This window comes from Streptomyces sp. NPDC048278, from assembly GCF_040652195.1.
In the GTDB taxonomy this organism is placed as follows: Bacteria; Actinomycetota; Actinomycetes; order Streptomycetales; family Streptomycetaceae; genus Streptomyces.
In genome coordinates, this window is the sequence record NZ_JBEZLP010000009.1 from 62,101 (window position 1) to 83,013 (window position 20,913).

The 20,913-nt window shown below is 75.4% G+C and carries 15 protein-coding genes and 1 pseudogene; 9 read left to right on the forward strand and 7 right to left on the reverse strand.

Features of this window, described 5'->3' with window-relative positions; translation table 11 throughout:
* Positions 1-291: 291 nt before the first annotated feature.
* Positions 292-1,932, forward strand: a complete 1,641-nt coding sequence (gene pgm / locus AB0D74_RS17985) for a phosphoglucomutase (alpha-D-glucose-1,6-bisphosphate-dependent) (RefSeq protein WP_362587037.1) — start codon at positions 292-294, stop codon at positions 1,930-1,932.
* A gap of 27 nt (positions 1,933-1,959) precedes the next feature.
* On the opposite strand, the gene AB0D74_RS17990 is transcribed toward pgm, so the two are convergent.
* The gene (locus tag AB0D74_RS17990) at positions 1,960-5,286 is read right to left on the reverse strand and encodes a BTAD domain-containing putative transcriptional regulator (protein ID WP_362587040.1); all 3,327 of its coding nucleotides are present in this window, start codon (positions 5,284-5,286) and stop codon (positions 1,960-1,962) included.
* Between the two features lie 189 nt (positions 5,287-5,475).
* Here AB0D74_RS17990 and AB0D74_RS17995 point away from each other — a divergent pair, with 189 nt between their 5' ends.
* Both AB0D74_RS17995 and AB0D74_RS18000 read left to right on the forward strand, forming a co-directional pair.
* Positions 5,476-6,168, forward strand: a complete 693-nt coding sequence (locus AB0D74_RS17995; protein WP_362587043.1) for a hemerythrin domain-containing protein — start codon at positions 5,476-5,478, stop codon at positions 6,166-6,168.
* A 3-nt stretch (positions 6,169-6,171) separates the two neighbouring features.
* On the forward strand, positions 6,172-7,086 hold the full coding sequence (locus tag AB0D74_RS18000) for a pyridoxamine 5'-phosphate oxidase family protein (protein ID WP_362587046.1): 915 nt from the start codon (positions 6,172-6,174) through the stop codon (positions 7,084-7,086).
* Here AB0D74_RS18000 and AB0D74_RS18005 read toward each other — a convergent pair.
* The 6 genes from AB0D74_RS18005 to AB0D74_RS18030 form a co-directional block, all read right to left on the reverse strand.
* A complete protein-coding gene (locus tag AB0D74_RS18005; RefSeq protein WP_362587049.1) occupies positions 7,052-8,590 on the reverse strand; it encodes an alpha/beta hydrolase in 1,539 nt (512 codons plus the stop codon). The two genes, AB0D74_RS18000 and AB0D74_RS18005, sit on opposite strands and share 35 nt — an antisense overlap.
* Entirely contained in the window at positions 8,587-9,753 is a 1,167-nt protein-coding gene (locus AB0D74_RS18010; protein WP_362587052.1) for a serine hydrolase domain-containing protein, read from the reverse strand. Before AB0D74_RS18010 ends, AB0D74_RS18005 begins: the two co-directional genes overlap by 4 nt.
* Positions 9,754-9,858: 105 nt before the next feature.
* Entirely contained in the window at positions 9,859-11,154 is a 1,296-nt protein-coding gene (locus AB0D74_RS18015; RefSeq protein ID WP_362587055.1) for an RNA polymerase sigma factor, read from the reverse strand.
* On the reverse strand, positions 11,151-11,492 hold the full coding sequence (locus AB0D74_RS18020; protein ID WP_362587058.1) for a YciI family protein: 342 nt from the start codon (positions 11,490-11,492) through the stop codon (positions 11,151-11,153). Before AB0D74_RS18020 ends, AB0D74_RS18015 begins: the two co-directional genes overlap by 4 nt.
* Positions 11,489-12,223, reverse strand: a complete 735-nt coding sequence (locus AB0D74_RS18025) for a nuclear transport factor 2 family protein (RefSeq protein WP_362587061.1) — start codon at positions 12,221-12,223, stop codon at positions 11,489-11,491. The genes AB0D74_RS18020 and AB0D74_RS18025 overlap by 4 nt, the downstream gene beginning before the upstream one ends.
* Before the next feature lie 96 nt (positions 12,224-12,319).
* A complete protein-coding gene (locus AB0D74_RS18030) occupies positions 12,320-13,666 on the reverse strand; it encodes an FAD-binding protein (RefSeq protein ID WP_362587064.1) in 1,347 nt (448 codons plus the stop codon).
* A 180-nt stretch (positions 13,667-13,846) separates the two neighbouring features.
* Here AB0D74_RS18030 and AB0D74_RS18035 point away from each other — a divergent pair, with 180 nt between their 5' ends.
* From AB0D74_RS18035 to hypD, 6 genes and pseudogenes are all read left to right on the forward strand, one after another.
* A complete protein-coding gene (locus AB0D74_RS18035) occupies positions 13,847-15,517 on the forward strand; it encodes an enoyl-CoA hydratase-related protein (RefSeq protein WP_362587067.1) in 1,671 nt (556 codons plus the stop codon).
* Positions 15,514-16,044: pseudogene (locus tag AB0D74_RS18040) on the forward strand (hydrogenase maturation protease); the annotation flags it as partial. The gene AB0D74_RS18035 and the pseudogene AB0D74_RS18040, both read left to right, overlap by 4 nt.
* Positions 16,045-16,345: 301 nt before the next feature.
* Positions 16,346-17,068 carry a hydrogenase nickel incorporation protein HypB gene (hypB, locus tag AB0D74_RS18045; protein ID WP_362587070.1) on the forward strand — a complete coding sequence of 241 codons (723 nt, stop codon included), beginning with the start codon at positions 16,346-16,348 and terminating at the stop codon, positions 17,066-17,068.
* Positions 17,065-19,428, forward strand: a complete 2,364-nt coding sequence (gene hypF / locus AB0D74_RS18050) for a carbamoyltransferase HypF (RefSeq protein ID WP_362587073.1) — start codon at positions 17,065-17,067, stop codon at positions 19,426-19,428. The genes hypB and hypF overlap by 4 nt, the downstream gene beginning before the upstream one ends.
* A 3-nt stretch (positions 19,429-19,431) precedes the next feature.
* Positions 19,432-19,734 carry a HypC/HybG/HupF family hydrogenase formation chaperone gene (locus tag AB0D74_RS18055; RefSeq protein ID WP_362587076.1) on the forward strand — a complete coding sequence of 101 codons (303 nt, stop codon included), beginning with the start codon at positions 19,432-19,434 and terminating at the stop codon, positions 19,732-19,734.
* Entirely contained in the window at positions 19,731-20,858 is a 1,128-nt protein-coding gene (hypD, locus tag AB0D74_RS18060; protein ID WP_362587079.1) for a hydrogenase formation protein HypD, read from the forward strand. Before AB0D74_RS18055 ends, hypD begins: the two co-directional genes overlap by 4 nt.
* The last annotated feature ends 55 nt before the right edge of the window (positions 20,859-20,913 follow it).

Consider the following 20,913-nt stretch of genomic DNA (forward strand, 5'->3'; position numbering starts at 1 on the left):
GCACCGCACGGCACCGCTGGGCACCGCATTGCACGGCACCACGCCACACCGAACGACACGAGAGGGCCCCCGGATACGTCCGGGGGCCCTCTCCCCTTCGGCCGGCTCCGCCCCGGCCGGCCGGCGGGCCTCTGCGAACAGCGCACGCCCGCCGCGGTACGTCTGCTGTGAACCGGCCGTGAACCCGCCGTGTCTTCGGCGCGCGGCCGGTGCCGCACTCGCGTTCGTGGCCGCTGACAAGGAAAGATGGGCGGCGAGCGATCGATCAACGACTGCGGAGGAAGTGGACTCATGCCGCATGAGCGAGCGGGCCGGCCGGCGGCTCCGGAGGACCTCGTCGACGTGGCCCGGCTGGTCACGGCCTACTACGCGCTGCACCCCGACCCGTCCGACCCCGGCCAGCGGGTGGCGTTCGGCACCTCGGGACACCGCGGATCGTCGCTGACGACCGCGTTCAACGAGGACCACATCGCCGCGACCAGCCAGGCCATCTGCGAGTACCGGAGCGGCCAGGGCACCGACGGCCCGCTCTTCCTGGGCGCCGACACCCACGCCCTGTCCGAGCCGGCCAAGGTCACCGCCCTGGAGGTGTTCGCCGCCAACGGCGTGACCGTCCTCGTCGACAGCGCCGACGGCTACACCCCCACCCCCGCGGTCTCGCACGCCATCCTCACCCACAACCGGGGCCGTACCACCGGACTCGCGGACGGCGTCGTCGTCACGCCCTCGCACAACCCGCCCGCCGACGGCGGCTTCAAGTACAACCCGCCCAGCGGCGGCCCCGCCGCCTCCGACGCCACCTCCTGGATCCAGGACCGCGCCAACCAGATCATCGCGGGCGGGATGAAGGACGTACAGCGCATCCCGTACGAGCGGGCGCTCGCCGCACCCACCACCGGCCGGTACGACTTCATGGGCGTCTACGTCGACGACCTGCCCAGCGTCCTCGACCTCGACGCGGTCCGGGCCTCCGGACTCCGCATCGGCGCCGACCCGCTCGGCGGGGCGTCCGTCGCGTACTGGGGCCGGATCGCCGAACGGCACTCGCTCGACCTCACCGTAGTGAACCCCTACACCGACCCCACCTGGCGGTTCATGACGCTGGACTGGGACGGCAAGATCCGCATGGACTGCTCGTCGCCGTACGCGATGGCCTCGCTCATCGAGAAGCGCGACGAGTTCCGCGTCGCCACCGGCAACGACGCCGACGCCGACCGGCACGGCATCGTCACCCGCGACGCCGGCCTGATGAACCCCAACCACTACCTCGCCGTCGCCATCTCCTACCTCTACCGCCACCGCGAGCAGTGGGCGGCGGGCGCCGGCGTCGGCAAGACCCTCGTCTCCTCCTCGATGATCGACCGGGTCGCCGCCGACCTCGGCCGGCAACTCGTCGAGGTGCCGGTCGGGTTCAAGTGGTTCGTGGACGGACTGGTCAGCGGCGCCATCGGGTTCGGCGGCGAGGAGTCGGCCGGCGCCTCGTTCCTGCGCCGCGACGGCTCCGTCTGGACGACCGACAAGGACGGCATCCTGCTCGCCCTGCTGGCCTCCGAGATCACGGCCGTGACGGACAGGACCCCGTCCGAGCACTACGCCGGCCTCACCGCCCGCTTCGGCGAACCCGCCTACGCCCGTATCGACGCGCCCGCCACCCGCGAGGAGAAGGCCCTCCTCGCCAAGCTCTCCCCGGCCCAGGTCACCGCCGAGGCCCTGGCGGGCGAGCCGGTCACCGCCGTCCTCACCGAGGCGCCGGGCAACGGCGCCGCGATCGGCGGCATCAAGGTGACCACGGAGAACGCCTGGTTCGCGGCCCGCCCGTCCGGCACCGAGGACGTCTACAAGATCTACGCCGAGTCCTTCCTCGGCCCAGGGCACCTGGCCCGGGTGCAGGAGGAGGCCAAGGCGGTGGTGGACACCGCACTCGGCGGCTGACGGCGGAGGCGGCCCGGTGCCGGGCCGTCAGGTCGCGAAGGTGCGGCGGCGGGCCCGGGCCTCGGCCAGGTCCGCCGCGGCCCGGCGGGCGTCGGCCGCGAGGTGGGCCGAACCCCAGGCGTGCGCGGTGCGCTGGGCCAGCGCGTAGCCCTCGGCCGCCGCTCGGTCCTCGCCGAGCAGCCGGTGCAGATCGGCCAGGCCGTGCGCCAGCGGACGGCTCGCGTACGCCGCGCCCGCCGCCCCGGCCAGCTGGTCCCGCAACGGCCGCAGATGCCCGAGGAGGGCGGTCGCCGTGCCGTGGTCCCGGTGGAGCACGGCGAGCTCGGCGCGGAAGTCGAGCTCCAGGCCGTAGAGATGGTCCCGTGTCGGTTCCGCGCCGATCGGTACCGCGAGCGACTCGTCGAGTCTGCCGAGGCGGGCCAGGACCAGCGCCCGGGCCACCGCGACCTGCCCGGGCGCCGACTCGTACACGGCCCGGACCAGCGGCTCCACGTCGGCGGCCCGGTCCTGGACGAGCCGCATGGCGATCAGGCCGAGCGTGCGCAGGCCGGCGGCGTGGTGGGCGCCCACCCGCTGCAGCAGCGTGTCCGCCTCCGCGTAGGCGGCCTCCGCCGCCGCGAAGCGCCCGGCCACGCAGGCCAGCATGGCGGTGGTCGCCGCACTGAGTCCCTGCGCCCACACCAGCCGGTAGCGGCGGGCGAGCACCAGCCCCTCCGCGGTGTGCCGGTGCACGGCGCCCGGGTCGTTGCGGGCGGCGGCGGTCATCGCGTCCAGGTTCTCGCAGACCCAGCGATAGGCGGGCAGGTCGTGGGTCCGGGCGAGGTCGCGCAGTTCGGCGGTGAACGGCGGCCGGGTGCCGGCCCCGGTCTCGTGCGGCAGCAGCCGTGCCGAGGTCATCAACGCGGCGGCCATCAGGCGCGGTTCGCCGTCGGCACGGGCGAGCGCCAGCTGGGCGCGGGCCGCCTGCAGGGCCCGGTGCGGGTCCTCGGCGGCCACCGCGTCGACGAGCACCTGGAGGACCCGGGCCCGCGTCGGACCGTCCAGCCCGTAGTCGGCGGCGAGCCGTTCGAGCCGGGCCAGCGCGGTTCGGTCGAACGGCCCTTCGAGCCGGCTGCGCCAGGGCGCGGGCTCGGTCCACGCCCCGTACACGGCCGCGACCAGGTCGCCCCGGTCGGCCTGTTCGGCGAGTTCCACCGCGCGCTGCCGGGTGCGCCGGGCCGTGTCGGTGGCGCCGGTGCGCACCTGGGCGCCCAGCAGCCGTACCGACAGCTCGATCAGCCGGTCGGGCGGGGTGTCGTCGCCCGTGGCCGCGGTGTGGGTGTCGATCGCCTGCTGGATCAGGGTGACGGCGACGTCGTGGGCGTAGCGCCGCTCCGCCGCCTCGGCGGCCCGCAGCGCGTAGTCGACGGCGAGCGGGGCGTCGGCCGCGCTGCCGGACCGGGCGAAGTGGTGCGCCAGGGCGGCGAGTTCACCGGGCCGGTGGTGGCGCAGGAGGCGCGCGACGCGGGCGTGCAGCCGGGAGCGCCGGGCGCCGGACAGGTCGGCGTAGACGGTGTCGCGGACCAGGGCGTGCACGAACCGGACGCGGCCGGGCCCGGGTTCGGCGAGCAGGTCGGCGTCGAGCGCCGCGTCGAGCCCCTCCAGCACCTGCTCCTCGTCCGCGTCGGCGGCGTCGACGAGCAGGGCCACCTCGGCCTCAAGGCCCAGCACGGCGGTGAGCTGGACGACGGACCGGGCGGCGGCGGGCAGCAGGGCGAGGCGCCTGCGCAGCACGTCACGCACCCCCTGGGGGACCTCGGAGACTGCGACCAGGGCGCCCTCGTCGGCCAGCAGCCGGGCGCTCTCCAGGACGTAGAACGGATTGCCGCCGGTGCGCTCGGCGAGCGCCGCCACGGTCTCCGGAGCCACCGGGGTCCCGCAGACGGCGTTCACGAGGGTGGCGGTGTCCTCGCGCGGCAGGCCGTCCAGCGCGATCCGGTGCGGCGCGGCCGGGGCGAGCTGGGCGAGGGTCTTCAGGAGGTGCTCGCCGACCTCGGTGGGCCGGTAACCGGCGACGGTGAGCAGGGGCACCCCGGTGACCCCGGCCGCCGCCTCGACCAGGGCGAGGGTCTCGGCGTCCGCCCGGTGCAGGTCCTCCAGGAGGACCGCCAGGGGTGCCCGGGAGGCCGCGGCGCGCAGCCAGGCGGCGAAGGCGCGGTGCATGCGGAAGCGGCCGGCACTGGCCTCCCCCTCCGGGGCGGGGGCGGTCGTGCCCTCCGGCTCCCGCAGCAGCACCGTCAGCTCCTCCGGCCGGGCCGGGGGCACCTCGCGGGCGAGCGCGCCGAGCGCCTCCACCCACGCCCACGCGGGCGGTGCGCCCTCGTACTCGGGGCAGCGCCCGACCACCACCCGCCAGCCGGCCTCGCGCAGCCGGGCCGCGGCCCGGTCGAGGAACGCCGACTTGCCGGCCCCCGCCGCGCCCGTGACCAGCACGAGTCCGCCGCCCTCGCGTGCGGCCCGGGCCGCCGCGTCCAGGCCGCGCAGCTCCGGGCCCCGGCCGACGAACAGACCGGGTCCGGTGCGGGCGGGGAGTGCGGCGACGGGCTCGGGCCCGGCCGCACGCAGCACGTCGAGCCGCCCGTTGAGCACGGCGTGCTCCACCTCCCGCAGGGCGGGCCCGGGATCGCAGCCGAGTTCGGTGCGCAGCACGACGCCGGCGCGGCGCACCGTGGCGAGGGCGTCCGCCTGCCGGTCGCAGGCCCAGTGGGCGAGCGCGAGCAGCCGCCAGCCCTCCTCGCGCAAGGGGCTGTCCCGGACCAGTGACTCGGCGTCGGCCGCGGCCTGCGCCGCCCGGCCGGTGCGCAGATCCGCGCCGACGGCCAGTTCCCGGGCCTCCGTGTGCAGCCCGGCCAGGCGGGCCACCTCGGCGGCGGCCCACTCCTCGTCCGCGTGCTCGGCGAAGGCCGGCCCCCGCCACCAGCCCAGCGCCTCGGCGAGCAGCCGCCGGGCCTCCTCGGCCGGGGCGGTCCTGGCCCGCCCGACCCAGGTCTCGAACCGCCAGGCGTCCACCGCGTCCGCGGCCAGCCGCAGGGCGTACCCCGGCGCCACGGTGACCAGCACGGTGGCCGGGGCCCGCGGCGGGCGCCCCGGTTCCAGCGACCGGCGCAGGTTGGACAGATAGGCGTGCAGCGACGCCCCGGCCTTGGCCGGCGGCTCGCCCCGCCACAGCGCGTCCGCCATCCGGTCCACCGGTACGACACCGCCCCGGGCCGCGATCAGCAGGGCCAGGACGGCGCGCTGCCGCGGAGCGCCCAACTCGACCGGTGTCCCGGCGACATCGGCACCCAGCGGACCCAGGACTCGCAAACGCAGCACGTCGCCGGAATCTACCCGAGCGCTGCAACGATCCTGTCAACAGACGTTGAACGCGCACTGGACGGGCCCGCCGGCCGGCCGCCGAGGGGACGCCGAGCCGGCCGCCAAGCGGATGCCAAGCGGGCGCCAAGCGGTGTGCCCGACCGTGGGCAGCTCACCGCACACACCGGATCGTTGGAGCAAGCAAGCGTGTCCCTCAACAGCAGCCACGGCGCCTCCGCCACCGCGGAGCGTCCGCACACCCACGAAATGGTCGTGGTCCACCGGGTCTTCCGCCGCGAGTCGGCACTGCTGCCCCGGCTGGTGCGTGCCGTGCCCGACGGCGACCGGGCCCGCGCGGCGCACATCGCCGCCGCCCTGCGCGACTACATCCTCGGCCTGCACCACCATCACCACGCCGAGGACGAACTGATCTGGCCGCTGCTGCGGGACCGCGCCGCGCACGACGCGGCGCTGGTGGAGCGGATGACGGAGCAGCACGAGGCGATCGACCGCACCCTGGCGGCGGTCGGCGAGTGGTTGTCCCTGTGGGAGCGGTCGGGTGACCGGATACCCGGCGAGGAACTGGCGCTGGCCCTGGACGCGCACCGGATCGCGCTCCTCGACCACCTCGACGAGGAGGAGCGGTCGCTGCTCCCGCTGGTCGCCGAGCATCTCACCGTCCCGGAATGGGAACTGGTCGGACAGCGCGGCCTGGAAGGGCTGCCGAAGAACAAGCGCATGCTGGCCCTCGGCGCGATCCTGGAGGAGGCCACCCCCGAGGAGAGCGCCTTCTTCCTGGGCAAGGCCCCGCTGATCGGCCGGCTGCTGTGGCGGGCCGTCGGCCGCCGCCAGTACGCCGCCTACCGCCGGGCCGTGCGCGGCCCGCTGGACGGAGAGTAGCCCGTGGCCCTCCTCGACTCCGCCCCGCTCGACGCCCTCGACGCCTACCGGACCTGCGAGTTCGCCACCCTGGGCCGGGACGGCACCCCGCTCGCCTGGCCGACGGCCGTGCGCCGCCGCCCGGACGGGACGCTGCTGCTCAGCACCTCCGTGGCGTTCGCGCAGAAGGCGCTGAACATCCGCCGGGACGGCCGCGTCGCCCTGCTCTTCTCCGACCCCACCGGCAGCGGCCTGGAGAATCCGCCGCAGATCTTCGTCGGCGGCCACGCCGACTGCCCCGACGAGATCATGACCGGGCCGGAGGGCGCCGAGGACTACTGGCGGATGCTGTTCGCACGGCAGCCGCACAGCAGGTCGTACGTCTCCGCGCCGATGCGCCTGGTGATGGACTGGTACTACCTGCGCCTGCTGATCACCGTCACGCCCCGACAGGTCGTCGTACGCCCGCCGTTGCCGTCGTCCGGCGTGCCCGCGGCCCCGGCCGGCGACCTGGTCGGCGCCGCGCAGCTCGCCCGCTTCCCGACCGCGGTGCTCGCCGCACGCGACACCTCCGGCGCGCCGGTCCTGGCCCGCACCCGGCCGGTGCCCACGGGCGAGGGGTTCGCCGTGGACGTACCGGCCGACTGCCCGGCCGCACCCGGCCCCGCCGCCCTACTGGTGCACCGGCACGACGAGCGCCTCAACCACATGCACAACGCGCTCGTGCGCGGCGAACTGCGGGCGGACGGCACCGGACGGGTGTTCGTCCCGGGCAAGGTCGTGGAGCCGATGGGCTCCGGCCGGGTGAGTGACGCCGTGAGCGTGCTGCGCAGCACGAGGCGGGCCACCGACCGCTATCTGAGCCGGCGCGGCCTGCCCCGGCCGGAGGTGCGGTGGGCGGAGTTCAGGGCGCTGGCACAGGACGCGCGGCGCAGCTGACGTCGGTCGCCGGCAGCCGCCCGCCGGCGAGGTAGGCGTTGACCGCCGCGTCGGCGCAGGCGCTGCCGTAGACCCCGAACACCGCGTGCTGGTCCGCACCGCGCAGCGTCACCAGGCGGGAGCTGGGCCAGCCGCGGTGCACCGCCTGGGCGCCCGCGTAGACGGTGCGCGGGTCTCCGGTCGCGTTGACGAGGAGGGCCGGCAGGTCGTCCCGGATCGTGGTCGGGCGCTCGCGCGGCGGGTCCCAGAAGGCGCACGGCCCGATGTTGTTGGTCACGGGACCGAACAACGGGTCCTGCGCCCGGGCCCGTTGCACGTCCTTCCAGTACGTCTCCGGGTCGCGGGGAGCGGCGACGTCCCCGCAGAGGATCGCCATCTGCACGCTGCCGTACGCCGATTCGGAACCGGTCAGCGTGAAGCCGAGCGTGTCGGCCAGCCACGGACTTGGGTTGACCGCCTTGCCGTCGGCCGCGTCCCGCAGGTCGCGGACGGCCGCCGCGAGGGCGCCGTAGGCCGCGTCGTCGTCCTGCGAGAGACCGCTGAAGACGACCATCGGCGCGACGCCGTCGTCCACCCGGTAGCCGCCCACCCGCAGCGGCGCGCGCCCGGCGGCGGCCTGGATCCGGTCCACGACGGCCAGCACCGCGTCCCGGCCGCGGCCCAGGCCGTACGTCGTGTCGCGGGCGGCGGCCCAGGCGGCCCAGTCCCGCAGCGCGTGCCGGTTCGCGGACTCCGAACCGCGCAGCAGGCGCGGGCTGTACCGGGCGGGGTCGGCCACCCCGTCCAGCACGACCCGGTCCGTGCGGCCCGGGAACATGGTGGCGTACACCTCGCCCAGGTACGTGCCGTACGAGTACCCGAGGTAGGAGATCCGCCGCTCACCGAGCGCCGCGCGGATCACGTCCATGTCCCGTGCGGTGTTCCGGGTGGTGGCGTACGGCAGCACGTCGCCCTCGTGCTTCCGGCAGTCCCCGGCGAGTTCCTCGGCGAGGGCGGTGGAGCGGTCGAAGCCGGCCCGGTCGTGCCCCGGGCCGCGGATCCCCGACCCGGTGGGCCAGTGGCAGTCCATGGCCGTGCTGCGGCCGACGAAACGGGGATCCACGCCGACCACGTCGAACCGCTTGCCGGTGTCCTTCATCGCCTCCCGCACCCACGGCGGGTCACCGAGCGTCTGGCCGCCCGGGCCACCGCTGTTGAGCAGCAGCGCTCCGACGCGGTGGGCGGTGTCGGTGGCCCTGATCCGGGAGACGGCGACCGTGATCGTACGGCCGCCCGGGTCGGCGTAGTCCAACGGCACGGTGACGTCGGCGCAGCGGGCGCCCGCCTTCTCCAGGTCCTTGCCGGTGTCGTCGTCGGGGCCGAGCACGCAGCTCTTCCAGGTGAGGTGCTGGTGGTGGTAGCGGGCCAGCGGGTCAGGGGCGACGGAGGCGGTGGCCGCCGGTGCGGTGCCGAGGGCGAGCGCGCTCGCCAGGGCCAGGGCGGCGGTCGCCGCGAAGCCGGTCATACGGAGGTCCTTTCGCTGTCGCAGAGGGAGGTGTCGACGAGGTGCCGGAAGTCCCGTTCGGCCTGAAGGCTGTCCGGGACCTGGTTCAGGGCGACGGCCACGCTCCGGCCACCGGGGCCGACGGCGACCAGCGCACGGTGCCCGCCGGGCACGGTCCCGGCGTGTCCCCACCACACCCCGCCGCACGACAGCGGCGACGAGATCAGCCCCAGGCCGTACCGGGCGCCGGGCCACAGCCGGTCCGGATCGGCGGCCACCGTCCGCTCCATCTCGGCGAGTCGGGCCGCGGGCAGCAGCCGCCCGCCGAGCAGCGCGGTGGCGAACCGGGTGAGATCGCCCTGCGTGGAGACGAGGGCACCGCCGACCCCGCCGAGGGACATGTTCCAGTCGGTGCCGTCGACGCGCCGCCCGTCACCGGAGGTGAAGTAGCTGTGGGAGTGCGGCCCTTGGATACGGGTCGCGTCCCCCGGCCAGTAGGTGTCGCGCAACCCGAGGGGCCGGATCACCCGGCTGCCGATCTCGTCCTCGGCGCTGTGCCCGGTGACCTTCTGCACGATCAGGCCCAGGACCAGGTAGTTGGTGGTGGCGTAGTGCCAGGACCGCTGTGGGCGGGGGAGTTCGAGTGCTCGCGCGACCAACTCGCCCGCCTCGAAGTGGCGGTAGCGCAGCCGCTCGGGGTGCTCCCACTCGGGTGCGTCGAGATAGTCGGGCAACCCGCTGGTGTGGCGCAGGAGTTGCCGCACGGTGATGCGCCGGCCGTCGTAGCCGTGGGTGTCGATCAGGCCCGGCAGGTAGCGGTCGACGGTGGCGTCGAGGGAGAGCCGGTGCTCGGCGGCGAGTTGCAGGACGACCGTCGCGGTGAACGTCTTGGTGACGCTGCCGACGCGCAGCCGGTCGGTGGTGTTCATCGGACGGCCGGTGCGCAGGTCGGCGGTACCGGCGGTCGCGGTCCAGCGTCCGCACGGGCCGTCGGCGAGGACCGAGGCCCCCGCGAGGTGGTCGTCGGCGGTCAGCCGGGTCAGCGCGCGTCGGACGCCGTCCGGCGGACCGCACCGCTCGGCCGGCCCCGGAGGCGACGAGCGTGCGAGGGCCGCCGGTGCGGAGGCGAGCACGAGCGCCGCCACCGATAACGCCAGGGTGGACTTCAGGGAGAACGTTGCCATGCGTCATCACGCTAGGCACGGCCGGTCCCGCGATCACTCCAGCCTGCTGCCGCATTCGGTGTGGTGCCAGCCCCCGTCCGGAACCTCGGGCGAACCCCCGAACGGCTATGCCGACCGGCACTGAGCCAGGCGCTTCGCGAGGAACCTGCGCTCCGCCGCGTTCTCCGCCAGCTCCAGCGCCCGCGCGTACGATTCGGCCGCCTCCCGGGTACGCCCCATGCGGCGCAGCAGGTCGGCCCGGGTCGCGGGCAGCAGGTGATAACCGGTCAGGTCGTCCTCCGCCTCCAGCTCGGCCACCAGGGCGAGCCCCGCCGCCGCGCCCTCGGCCATGCCCACGGCGACCGCGCGGTTCAGCCGGACCACGGGCGAGGGGACGTACCGCTGGAGTTCGCCGTAGAGGCCGGCGATGTCGGCCCAGTCGGTGTCGGCGGCGGTCGGCGCGGTGGTGTGGCAGGCGGCGACGGCGGCCTGGATCTGGTACGGGCCGGGGCGGCCCCGGCGCAGCGCGCCGTCCAGGAGCGCGGTGCCCTCGTCGATCTCGGCGCGGTCCCAGGCCGTGCGGTCCTGGTCCTCCAGGGTGACCAGGTCGCCGGCCGCGTCCACCCGGGTGTACCGGCGGGCGTCGTGCAGCAGCAGAAGCGCGAGCAGCCCGACGACCTCCGGTTCGTCGGGCATCAGGCGGGCGAGCAGCCGGGCCAGCCGGATCGCCTCGGCGCACAGGCCGGTCCGCATCAGGTCGGCGCCGGCCGTGGCCGCGTACCCCTCGTTGAACAGCAGGTACAGCACGCCGAGCACACCTGTCGTGCGCTCCGGCAGCAGGTGCGCGGGCGGCACCCGGTACGGGATGCCGGCGTTGCGGATCTTCCGCTTGGCCCGCACCAGCCGCTGCGCCATCGTCGCCTCGGGGACGAGGAAGGCGCGCGCGATCTCGGGCGTGGTCAGCCCGGCGAGGGTGCGCAGGGTCAGCGCGACCCGGGCCTCGATCGGCAGCGCCGGATGGCAGCAGGTGAACAGCAGCCGCAGCCGGTCGTCCGCCACCCCGCTGCCGTGCCCCTCGCCGAACGGGCCGTACGGACCGTAGGGGTCGTCCGGGTCGAACGGGTCGTACAGTTCCCCGTCCCGTGCCGGCACCGCCGCCTCCCGCAGCTTCCTGGCCCCCACCGCCTCCCTGCGCAGGACGTCCAGGGCGCGGTTGCGGGCGGTCGTGGTCAGCCAGGCGCCGGGGCGGCCCGGCACTCCGTCGCGCCGCCACCGTTCCAGTGCCTGGGCGAAGGCGTCCTGCGCGCACTCCTCGGCGAGGTCCCAGTCGCCGGTCACCCGGATCAGGGTGGCGACGACCTGGGCCCACTCCTCGCGGAACGCGGCGGCGACGGCCGCCTCGACCTCGTCCGTGGCGTTCACTCCCAGACCGGCCGGACCTCTACCGAGCCGCCGGCGAGCGCCGCGGGGTGCCGGGAGGCCAGCGCGATCGCCTCGTCGAGGTCGGCGACCTCGATGACGTCGAAGCCCGCGATGTACTCCTTGGTCTCGGCGAACGGCCCGTCGCTGAGCAGGACTTCGTCGCCCTGGACCCGTACGGTGGTCGCGTCGGTCCCGGGCCGCAGCCGGGCACCGCCCCTGACGACGTCACGGCCGCGCACCTCCTGGATGTACGAGGTGAACCGCGGGTCCTCGGCGATCTCGGCCGGGCTCAGCTCCGTGCCGCCGACGGGGGTGCAGATGAACAGGACGTACTTCATGACCGCTCCGCCTCCAGGGGCACCGAGACGTGTTCGTGCGCGATCAGCCAGCTGAAACCGGTGTCCCGGTAGCCGGTGGTCACCCGCACCACCCGGTCCAGGGGCTCCCCGGTCACCCGGGTGCCGTGGAACCGGACCAGGGCATGGCTGAAGGTGCTGCCCTCCCCGGGACGCACGCGGAGTTCGAGCACCTCGCGGTGGACGGGCCCGGTCAGCGTCGCGAACCACGCCTCGGCCGCCTTGCGCAGCGCGCCGATCCCCGACCGCACCTCCGCACCGGTCAGCCCGAAGGCCTCCACGTCGGGCGCGTAGCAGGCCGTCAGCCGGTCGACGTCCCGGTCGCGGGCGGCCCCGGTCAGTTCGGCGTCGAGACGGCGGACGGCCGTCTCCGCGTCCTCCGTCAGCCCCTCGTCCCAGAACGGGCGCACCTCCATGGCCCCGATGGTGGCGACGGGATGCGCGGCGGCGATCCGCACGGCCGCCTCCAGGCTGTCGCAGTCGACGACGTCGAACCCGGCCACGTACTCCTTCGTCTCCGCGAACGGCCCGTCGGTCCGCAGCACCTCGCCGTCCCGCACCCGCACGGTGACGGCCCGGTCCGGCAGCTGCAGCCGGTGGCCGTACAACCGGTCGCCGCGGCGGACGCCGTGCTCCTCCACCCAGGGTTCGACCGGTGCCATCCCGGACGCGTCAGCGGTGTCGTCGCCGCAGACCAGCAGCATGTACTTCATGGTTCCTCCCGGTCCTCAAGAACTTCCTGCACCCCACCGACGAACGGCACCCCGCGCGATCGACACCCCGGCGCACCGAATTTCCCGCGACACTGTTCACCACCCCATGCCGTGCCCCCGGCCCAGGACACCGTGCGGGTCGTGGCGGCCCTTCGCCCCGGCCAGGTCGCTCCAGCGGCTGCCGTAGTGCTCCCGCCAGTCACCGGGGGACATCGGCAGCGCGTTGGCCGGATAGGCGACCGCGCCCTTGGCCCGCGCGTTCTCGTACGCCCTGCGGTTGGCGGCCACCATCGGGTCGGCGGTGCCCGGGGCGGCGGTGCGCAGCAGGGCGAGGAGATGGACGACCTCGCCGGGCGGGCGGCGGAACAGCGGGGCCCGCAGGGCGCGGGTGAGCAGGGGGTAGAGCAGGACCAGGCCGTTCTCGCGCAGGTCGCGGAAGGCGGGGTCGGCGAGGACGTCGGTCACGACGGACGCGGCGGTGTCCTCGGGGAGCAGCAGGTTCAGCCAGGGGTGCGGGTGGAACCACTCGCCGGTCGCGCGCAGCACCTCCTCGTCGGTGGCGACCCGGTTCGCGAACTCGGCGTAACCGAGGTCCTCGGTCTCGGACGCGGCGAAGGAGAGGCCATCGAGGAGGGTCCGGTCGTCGGGCGCGGCCGTGCCTTCGTGCGCGGCCACCGCCTCCACCATGTACGTCCAGTCGCCGTCGGTGTCCTCGGTGGGACGGGCCTGGCCTTCGAGGTAGGCGAAGCGCCCGTCGGTTGCCAGCAGGCGCTGGTCGGCCAGGTAGGCGTCGAGGTCCGGGTAGTACAGGCAGTGGCGGCGGACCAGGGCGGGCGCCGGCACCAGGCGCAGGGTGGCCCGGACGACGACGGCCACCTGGCCCAGGCCGGCCAGGACCGCGTGGAAGAGGCCGTCGTGGCGGTCCGGGGAGCAGACCAGGTGCTCGCCGGCGCCGGTCACCACCTCCAGCTCCAGCACCGAGTCCGCGACCAGGCCGTGCCGGTGGCTCGCGCCGCCCAGCCCGCCGACGCTCAGCACCCCGCCGACGCCGGCCCCGAGGTAGTCGGTGAGGACGGGCGGCGCGAGCCCGTACGGCAGGGTCGCCGCGAGCACGTCCCGCCACAGCGCACCGGCCTGCACCTCCACCCGGTCCCCGGCCACCGGCCCGACCGCGCTCAGCCCGCCCAGGTCGAGGACGATCCCGCCGCGCGCCTGCCCCTGGCCGTACATCGAGTGACCGCCGGCCCGCGCCGCCACCGGGATCCCGCGCGGCCCGGCATACGCCAGCGCGTCCCGGACCCCGGCCGCCGACCGGGGCCGCAGCACACCCAGCGGCGGTGCGCACACCAGGTGGCCGAAGTCCGCCGCGGCCTCCCGCAGGATCTCCGGGCGGGTGTCCAGCAGTTCCACGAATCGTTCGGAGACACGGTCCGACGACGTCACGCGGCACGCTCCAAGGAGGGATCGGTCGACACGGGCGCACCCATCTTCGCGCCGCGGGCCCCGCGTACGGTCCCCGTTTCCCGTTCCGCCGCCTGAACGGGGCCGAGCGGCGCAGGACGGCGGGCGAAACGCCGCACGGGTCCTTCCCGGGAGCCACCGAAGCGGCGAATATGCCGCACCATGGACATTCTGCTCGTCGCGAGCGCGTTCAACAGCCTGTCCCAGCGGGTCTACGCCGAACTGTCCGACCTCGGCCACCGGGTGGACGTCGTCCTCGCCGGCCAGGGCCCCGACGCAGTCCGCCGTGCCGTACGGGAACGGCACCCGGAGCTGGTCGTCGCGCCGATGCTGAAGACGGCGCTCCCGGAGGACGTCTGGCAGCGGCACACCTGCCTGATCGTCCATCCGGGACCGCTCGGCGACCGCGGCCCCGCCTCCCTCGACTGGGCCGTCGCCGGGCAGGCGGCCGAGTGGGGGGTGACCGTGCTCCAGGCCGAGGCGGCGATGGACGCGGGCGCGGTCTGGGCGAGCGAGACCTTCCCGGTCGCGCCGGTCGGCAAGAGCGACCTCTACCGCAACGAGGCCGCCGACGCCGCCCTCACCGCCGTCCACCGGGCCGTACGGCGGTACGCGGACGGCTCGTACAAGCCCCGGCCGCAGAGCGATCCCGAGATCCGCGGCCGGATCGTCTGGCGGGACGCCTTCCGGCAGGAGCGGCGGCGGATCGACTGGGCGGCCGACGACACCGCCACGGTGCTGCGCAAGCTGCGCGGGGCCGACTCGCAGCCGGGGGTGCTGGACGAACTCCTCGGCCGTGAGCTGTTCCTGCACGGCGGCCACCCCGAGGACCGGCTGCGCGGAGAGCCGGGCGAACTGCTGGCCACCCGGGCCGGCGCGGTCTGCCGGGCCACCCGCGACGGCGCCGTCTGGATCCCCGAGCTGCGCCCCCGCCGGAACTCCGGCGACCCGTCCCCCTTCCGCCGCCCCGCCACCGACGTCCTCGACGCCCCGGACCTCCCCGAGCACCCCGCCCCGCTCGAACTGCCCGCGGACCGCCGCACCTGGACCGACATCCGCTACCGGCAGCACGGCGACGTCGGCCTCGTCGCCTTCTCCTTCCCCGGCGGCGCGATGAGCACCGACCACTGCCGGCGCCTGCTCGCCGCCTACCGGTTCGCCCTCACCCGGCCCACCCGGGTCCTGGTGCTCGGCGGCCGGCGCGACTTCTTCTCCAACGGCATCCACCTCAACGTCATCGAGGCCGCCCCGGACCCCGCCGAGGAGTCCCGGGCCAACCTCGACGCCATGGACGACCTGGTCGAGGCCGTGCTGCGGACCACCGACCGGCTCGTCGTGGCCGCGCTCGGCGGGAACGCGGCGGCCGGCGGGGCCATGCTCGCCCTCGCCGCCGACGAGGTCTGGTGCAGGTCCGGCGCCGTCCTCAACCCGCACTACCGGCTCATGGGCCTGTACGGCTCCGAGTACTGGACGTACTCGCTGCCCCGCCGCGTCGGCGCGGACACCGCCGGGCGGCTGACGGAGCAGGCCCGGCCGGTGAGCGCCGCGACCGCCGCCCGCACCGGGCTGGTCGACCGGCTGCTGCCGGTCCCCGCGCAGGGGTTCACCGCCGAGGTCGAGCGCCTTGCGGCCGAGCTCGCGACCGCCCCGGACCTCGGCCGCCGGATCGCCGCCAAGGCCGCGGCGCGCCGGGCCGACGAGGAGGAACGGCCGCTCGCCGCGTACCGGAGGGACGAACTCGCCCGGATGCACGCCGTGTTCTTCGACCCGGGGGCCGCCTACCACTCGCTGCGCTCCGACTTCGTGCGCAAGGTCCCGGGCGGTGCCCGATGAGCCGACTGCTGGTGGCGGGCGTCGGCAACATCTTCCTCGGCGACGACGCCTTCGGACCGGAGGTGGTCCGCGCCCTGGAGCAGCGCCCGCTGCCGCCCGGGGTGCAGGTCCGGGACTACGGCATCCGGGGCATGGACCTCGCCTACACCCTGCTCGACGGCTGGGCGGCGGTCGTCCTCGTGGACGCGGCCGTCCGCGGCGAACGCCCCGGCACCCTGTCCCTCGTCGAGCCCGACCTCCCCGACGGGCGCCCCGCGGCCCCGCCCGAGGCCCACGGCATGGACCCGGCGAAGGTGCTCGCCCTCGCCGCCCACCTCGGCGAGGAGGCCCTGCCCCGCGTCCTCGTGCTCGCCTGCGAGCCCGGGGAGCTGCCGCGCGGCGACGAGGACATCGCGCCCGGGCTGAGCGCACCCGTCCGCGACGCGGTCGGCCGGGCCGTCGCCGCCCTGCACACCCTGGTCCCGGCGCTGCTCGCGGATCCCCTGGCCACGCCCGCGTTGGACCGCCCGGAGGAATCCGCGGCCCCCGCCGCGGCCGGTCGCCCGCCCCCCGCCCCCGCGGGCGGGGAGGTGGGGGGCGGGCCCCCGGCCGAGTCGGCGGCGGACCCGCGCCCCGTCCGGGGCGCGGGGCGGTATCCGGCATGCGGCTCCGCCGCGATGGCGGTCCCCCCCGGGTTCGGGCGAAGCCGGGAACGAGGGGGAGGGACCAGCCCCCGCCGGCCCGCGGCAGACGAACGGCACAACCAGCGAAGCGCTCGCCGGACCAGGAAGCGGACCCACCCGCTCCGCAGGTCCCTCCCGAGCGCCACCACCGAGGAGCGGAGCATTCATGTGTCAGTCGGAGGAGGTCACCCGGGCCGTCCTGGCCAGGAACGACGGCCTGGCCGCCAGTCTGCGCGGCGACCTGGCCGCGCGCGGCGTCGGCGTGGTGAACCTGCTCTCCAGCCCCGGCAGCGGCAAGACCGAACTGCTCGGCCGGGTGCTGGCCCGGGCGGGTGAGCGGGGCGTCCCCGTCGCCGCGTTCACCGCCGACCTCGCCACCGAGAACGACGCGAAACGCCTGGCCCGTTCCGGGGCGCCGGTGAAGCAGCTGCTCACCGACGGGCTGTGCCACCTGGAGGCCCGGCAGGTCCGCGGCCACCTGGAGGGCTGGCTGCCGCCGGACACCGCGCTGCTCTTCGTGGAGAACGTCGGCAACCTGGTCTGCCCGGCCTCCTACGACCTCGGCGAGCACCTGCGGATCGTGCTGATGGCGGTCACCGAGGGCGAGGACAAGCCCGCAAAGTACCCCACCGCCTTCGGCTCCGCGCACCTGGTCGTGCTCACCAAGACCGACCTCGCCGGACCGGCCGGCTTCGACGGGACCGCCTTCGCCGAGCACGTGCGGAGGGTCAACCCCGGGGTGGAGATCGTGCGCTCCTGCGCCCGCACCGGCGAGGGCGTCGACACCGTCCTCGACCGGGTGCTCGCCGTACGGGACGGCGCCCCGGCGCACCGTCCGCCGCTCGCCCCGCACCCGCACGGCCACGTCCACGCCCCGACCGCCTCGTGACGGCGCCCACCACGACGACGGCCGTCCGCCGGCGCGTCACGGTGCGCGGGACCGTGCAGGGCGTGGGCTTCCGCCCCTACGTCCACCGGCTGGCCGCCGACTTGGCGCTCACCGGGTTCGTCGGCAACACGCAGAACGGGGTGCTCATCGAGGTCGAGGGAACGGCGTCCGGCGTCGAACGGTTCTGCGCGCGGCTCGCCGCCGAGCCGCCGCCGCTGGCCACCGTGACCGCCGTGGCCGTCGAGGAGGTACCGGCCACCGGCGCGGACCCCGGCTTCACCATCCGCGCCACCGAGCAGTCGGCCCCCGGCCGCACCCTCCTCCCGCCCGACACCACCACCTGCGCCGACTGCCTGCGCGAACTGGCCGATCCGGCCGACCGCCGACACCGCCACCCCTTCATCACCTGCACCCACTGCGGACCCCGCTTCACCATCGCCACCGGCATGCCCTACGACCGCGCGGTCACCACCATGTCCGGCTTCCCCCTGTGCCCCGCCTGCACCCGGGAGTACGACGCCCCGGCCGACCGCCGCTTCCACGCCCAGCCGGTGGCCTGCCCGGAGTGCGGTCCCCGGCTGCGGCTGGTGCCCGCCGCCGGCAGCGGGGTGAGAGCCGCTCGCGACGGTGACGCCCTGTCACGGGCGCGAGAACTGCTCGCCGCCGGGCGGATCGTCGCCGTGAAGGGCATCGGCGGCTACCACCTGGCCTGCGACGCCTCCGCGGCCCGCGCCGTGGACACCCTGCGCACCCGCAAGGCGCGCGGCGACAAGCCGTTCGCGGTGATGTGCGCCGACCTCGCCGAGGCCGAGCGGATCGCCGAGGTCGGGACGGCCGGGCGGGCCGCGCTCACCGGCCCCCGGCGCCCCATCGTCCTGCTCCGCCCCCGCCCCGCCGGCCGGCTCGCCCCCGGCGTCTGCCCCGGCAGCCCGCACCTCGGCGTCATGCTGCCCTACACACCCGTCCACACCCTCCTGTTCGGCCTCCCCGGCGACCCGCCCGGCCCCCGCGTCCTGGTCATGACCAGCGGCAACCGCTCGGGCGAGCCCATCGTCACGGACGACGACGAGGCGCTGACCCGGCTGTTCGGCCTGGCCGACGCCTGGCTCGCGCACGACCGGCCCATCGCCTCGCCCTGCGACGACTCCCTGCTGCGGGTCCGCGCCGACGGCACCGAACAGGTCCTGCGTCGCTCCCGCGGCTACGCGCCGTGCCCGCTGCGCCTGCCGGTCCCGGTACGGCCCGCGCTCGCGGTGGGCGGCGACCTCAAGAACGCGCTGTGCGTCGGCGAGGGCGACCTGGCCTGGTTCGGGCCGCACATCGGCGACATGGGCGACCTGGCCACCCTGGAGGCGGCCGTCCGGGCGGAACGGCACATGCGCCGGCTGACCGGGATCCACCCCGAGACCGTCGCCGCCGACCGCCACCCGGGCTACCACTCGGCCGCCTGGGCCCGCCGCCGCGCCACCCGGCTCGCGCTCGGCAGACCGGTGTTCGTCCAGCACCACCATGCCCACATCGCCGCCGCCATGGCCGAGGCAGGGCTCGACGGGACCGCACCCGTCATCGGCGTCGCCTTCGACGGCACCGGCTACGGCGACGACGGCACCGTCTGGGGCGGCGAGGTGCTCCTCGCCGACTACACCGGCTTCCGGCGCCTCGCCCATCTCGCCCCGGCACCGCTGCCCGGCGGGGACGCGGGCGTCGCCAACCCGTGCCGCACGGCGGTGGCCCGGCTGTGGGCGGCAGGCCTGCCCCGGGACCCCGACCTGCCCAGCGTCGCCGCCTGCTCCCGCGAGGAACTCCGCCTGCTGGAACGGCAGTTGCCGAGCCAGGTCGGCTGCGTGGCCACCTCCAGCATGGGGCGGCTCTTCGACGCCGTCTCCTCCCTCGCGGGCGTGTGCCACCGCGCCGGGTACGAGGCCCAGGCCGCCCTGGAACTGGAGGCGCAGGCCTGTGCGGCCTGGGGTGCGGAGACGGCCGCGTACCCCTTCGGCGACCGCTTCGACCCGGCCCCCGCGCTGCGCGCGATCATCGCCGACCTGCGGCGTGGCACCCCGGCACCGGTGATCGCGGCCCGCTTCCACCGCGGGGTCGCCCGGGCCGTCCTCGACCTGTGCGGCGGAGCGCGCCGGGCCACCGGAGTGACCACCGTCGCCCTCACCGGAGGCGTGTTCGCCAACGCCCTCCTCGAGGACGCGAGCACGCAGCTGCTGCACGGCGCCGGATTCACGGTCCTGCGGCACGGCGAAGTCCCGCCGAACGACGGCGGACTGGCCCTCGGGCAACTGGTGGTCGCCGCCCACGGCCCGCGACCCGACGACGACCGACGCAAGGCAGTCAGCGACGAGACGGAGTGACCCATGTGTTTGGCAGTGCCCGGAAGAGTCGTGAGCATCGACGACACCGCCGATCCGCTCACCGGCCTGATCGACTTCGGCGGGGTGCAGAAGCAGGCGTGCCTGGAGTACGTGTCGGACGTCGAGGTCGGCGAGTACGTCATCGTCCATGTGGGCTTCGCCCTGCAACGACTTGACGAGGAGTCGGCCCTGGCCTCCCTCAAGCTCTTCGAGGAACTGGGGCTCCTGGAGGAGGAGTTCGGCGACGCCTGGCAGCAGGCGGCCCGGCAGGCCGCTCCGGAGTCCGCGGGGGGCGAGGCCCGGTGAAGTACCTCGACGAGTTCAACGACCCCAAGCTGGCCCGCCGGCTCCTCGACGAGATCCGGGCCACCGTCACCCGGCCCTGGGCGCTGATGGAGGTGTGCGGCGGCCAGACACACTCCATCATCCGGCACGGCATCGATCAACTCCTCCCGGAAGAGGTCGAGTTGATCCACGGGCCGGGCTGCCCGGTCTGTGTGACCCCGCTGGAGTGCATCGACAAGGCACTGGAGATCGCCGCCCGGCCCGACGTGGTCTTCTGCTCGTTCGGCGACATGCTCCGCGTCCCCGGCACCGACCGGGACCTGTTCCGGGTCAAGGGCGGGGGCGGTGACGTCCGCGTGGTCTACTCGCCGCTCGACGCGCTCCAGCTCGCCCGCCGCCACCCGGACAAGCAGGTGGTGTTCTTCGCCATCGGCTTCGAGACCACCGCCCCCGCCAACGCCATGGCCGTCCACCAGGCCAAGCGCCTCGGCCTGACCAACTTCACCCTCCTGGTCTCCCACGTCCGGGTCCCCCCGGCCATCGAGGCCATCATGACCGCCCCCGCCTGCCGGGTGCAGGGCTTCCTGGCCGCCGGGCACGTGTGCAGCGTGATGGGCATGGCGGAGTACCCCGCACTCGCCGAACGCCACCGGGTCCCCGTCGTCGTCACCGGCTTCGAACCGCTCGACATCCTGGAGGGCATCCGCCGCACGGTGGCCCAGCTGGAGCGCGGCGAGCACCGGGTGGAGAACGCCTACGCCCGTGCCGTGCGCGCCGACGGCAACCCGGCCGCGATCCGCATGATCGAGGAGGTCTTCGAGGTCACCGACCGGAACTGGCGCGGCATCGGACGCATCCCCGGCAGCGGCTGGCGACTGAGCGAGGCCTACCGGGACTTCGACGCCGAGCACCGCTTCGACGTCACCGGCATCCGCACCGAGGAACCCGCCGAGTGCCGCGCCGGCGAGGTCCTGCAAGGGCTCATCAAGCCCACCGACTGCGCGGCCTTCGGCACCACCTGCACCCCGCGCACCCCGCTCGGCGCCACCATGGTCTCCAGCGAGGGCGCCTGCGCCGCCTACTACCTCTACCGCCGGATGTCCGAACCGGCGCTCCCGCGCGAGGAGATGAACCCCGTTGGCTGAGCAGACCGTCGTCGACCCCGCGAACTGGAGCTGCCCGGCGCCGATCCGCGACCAG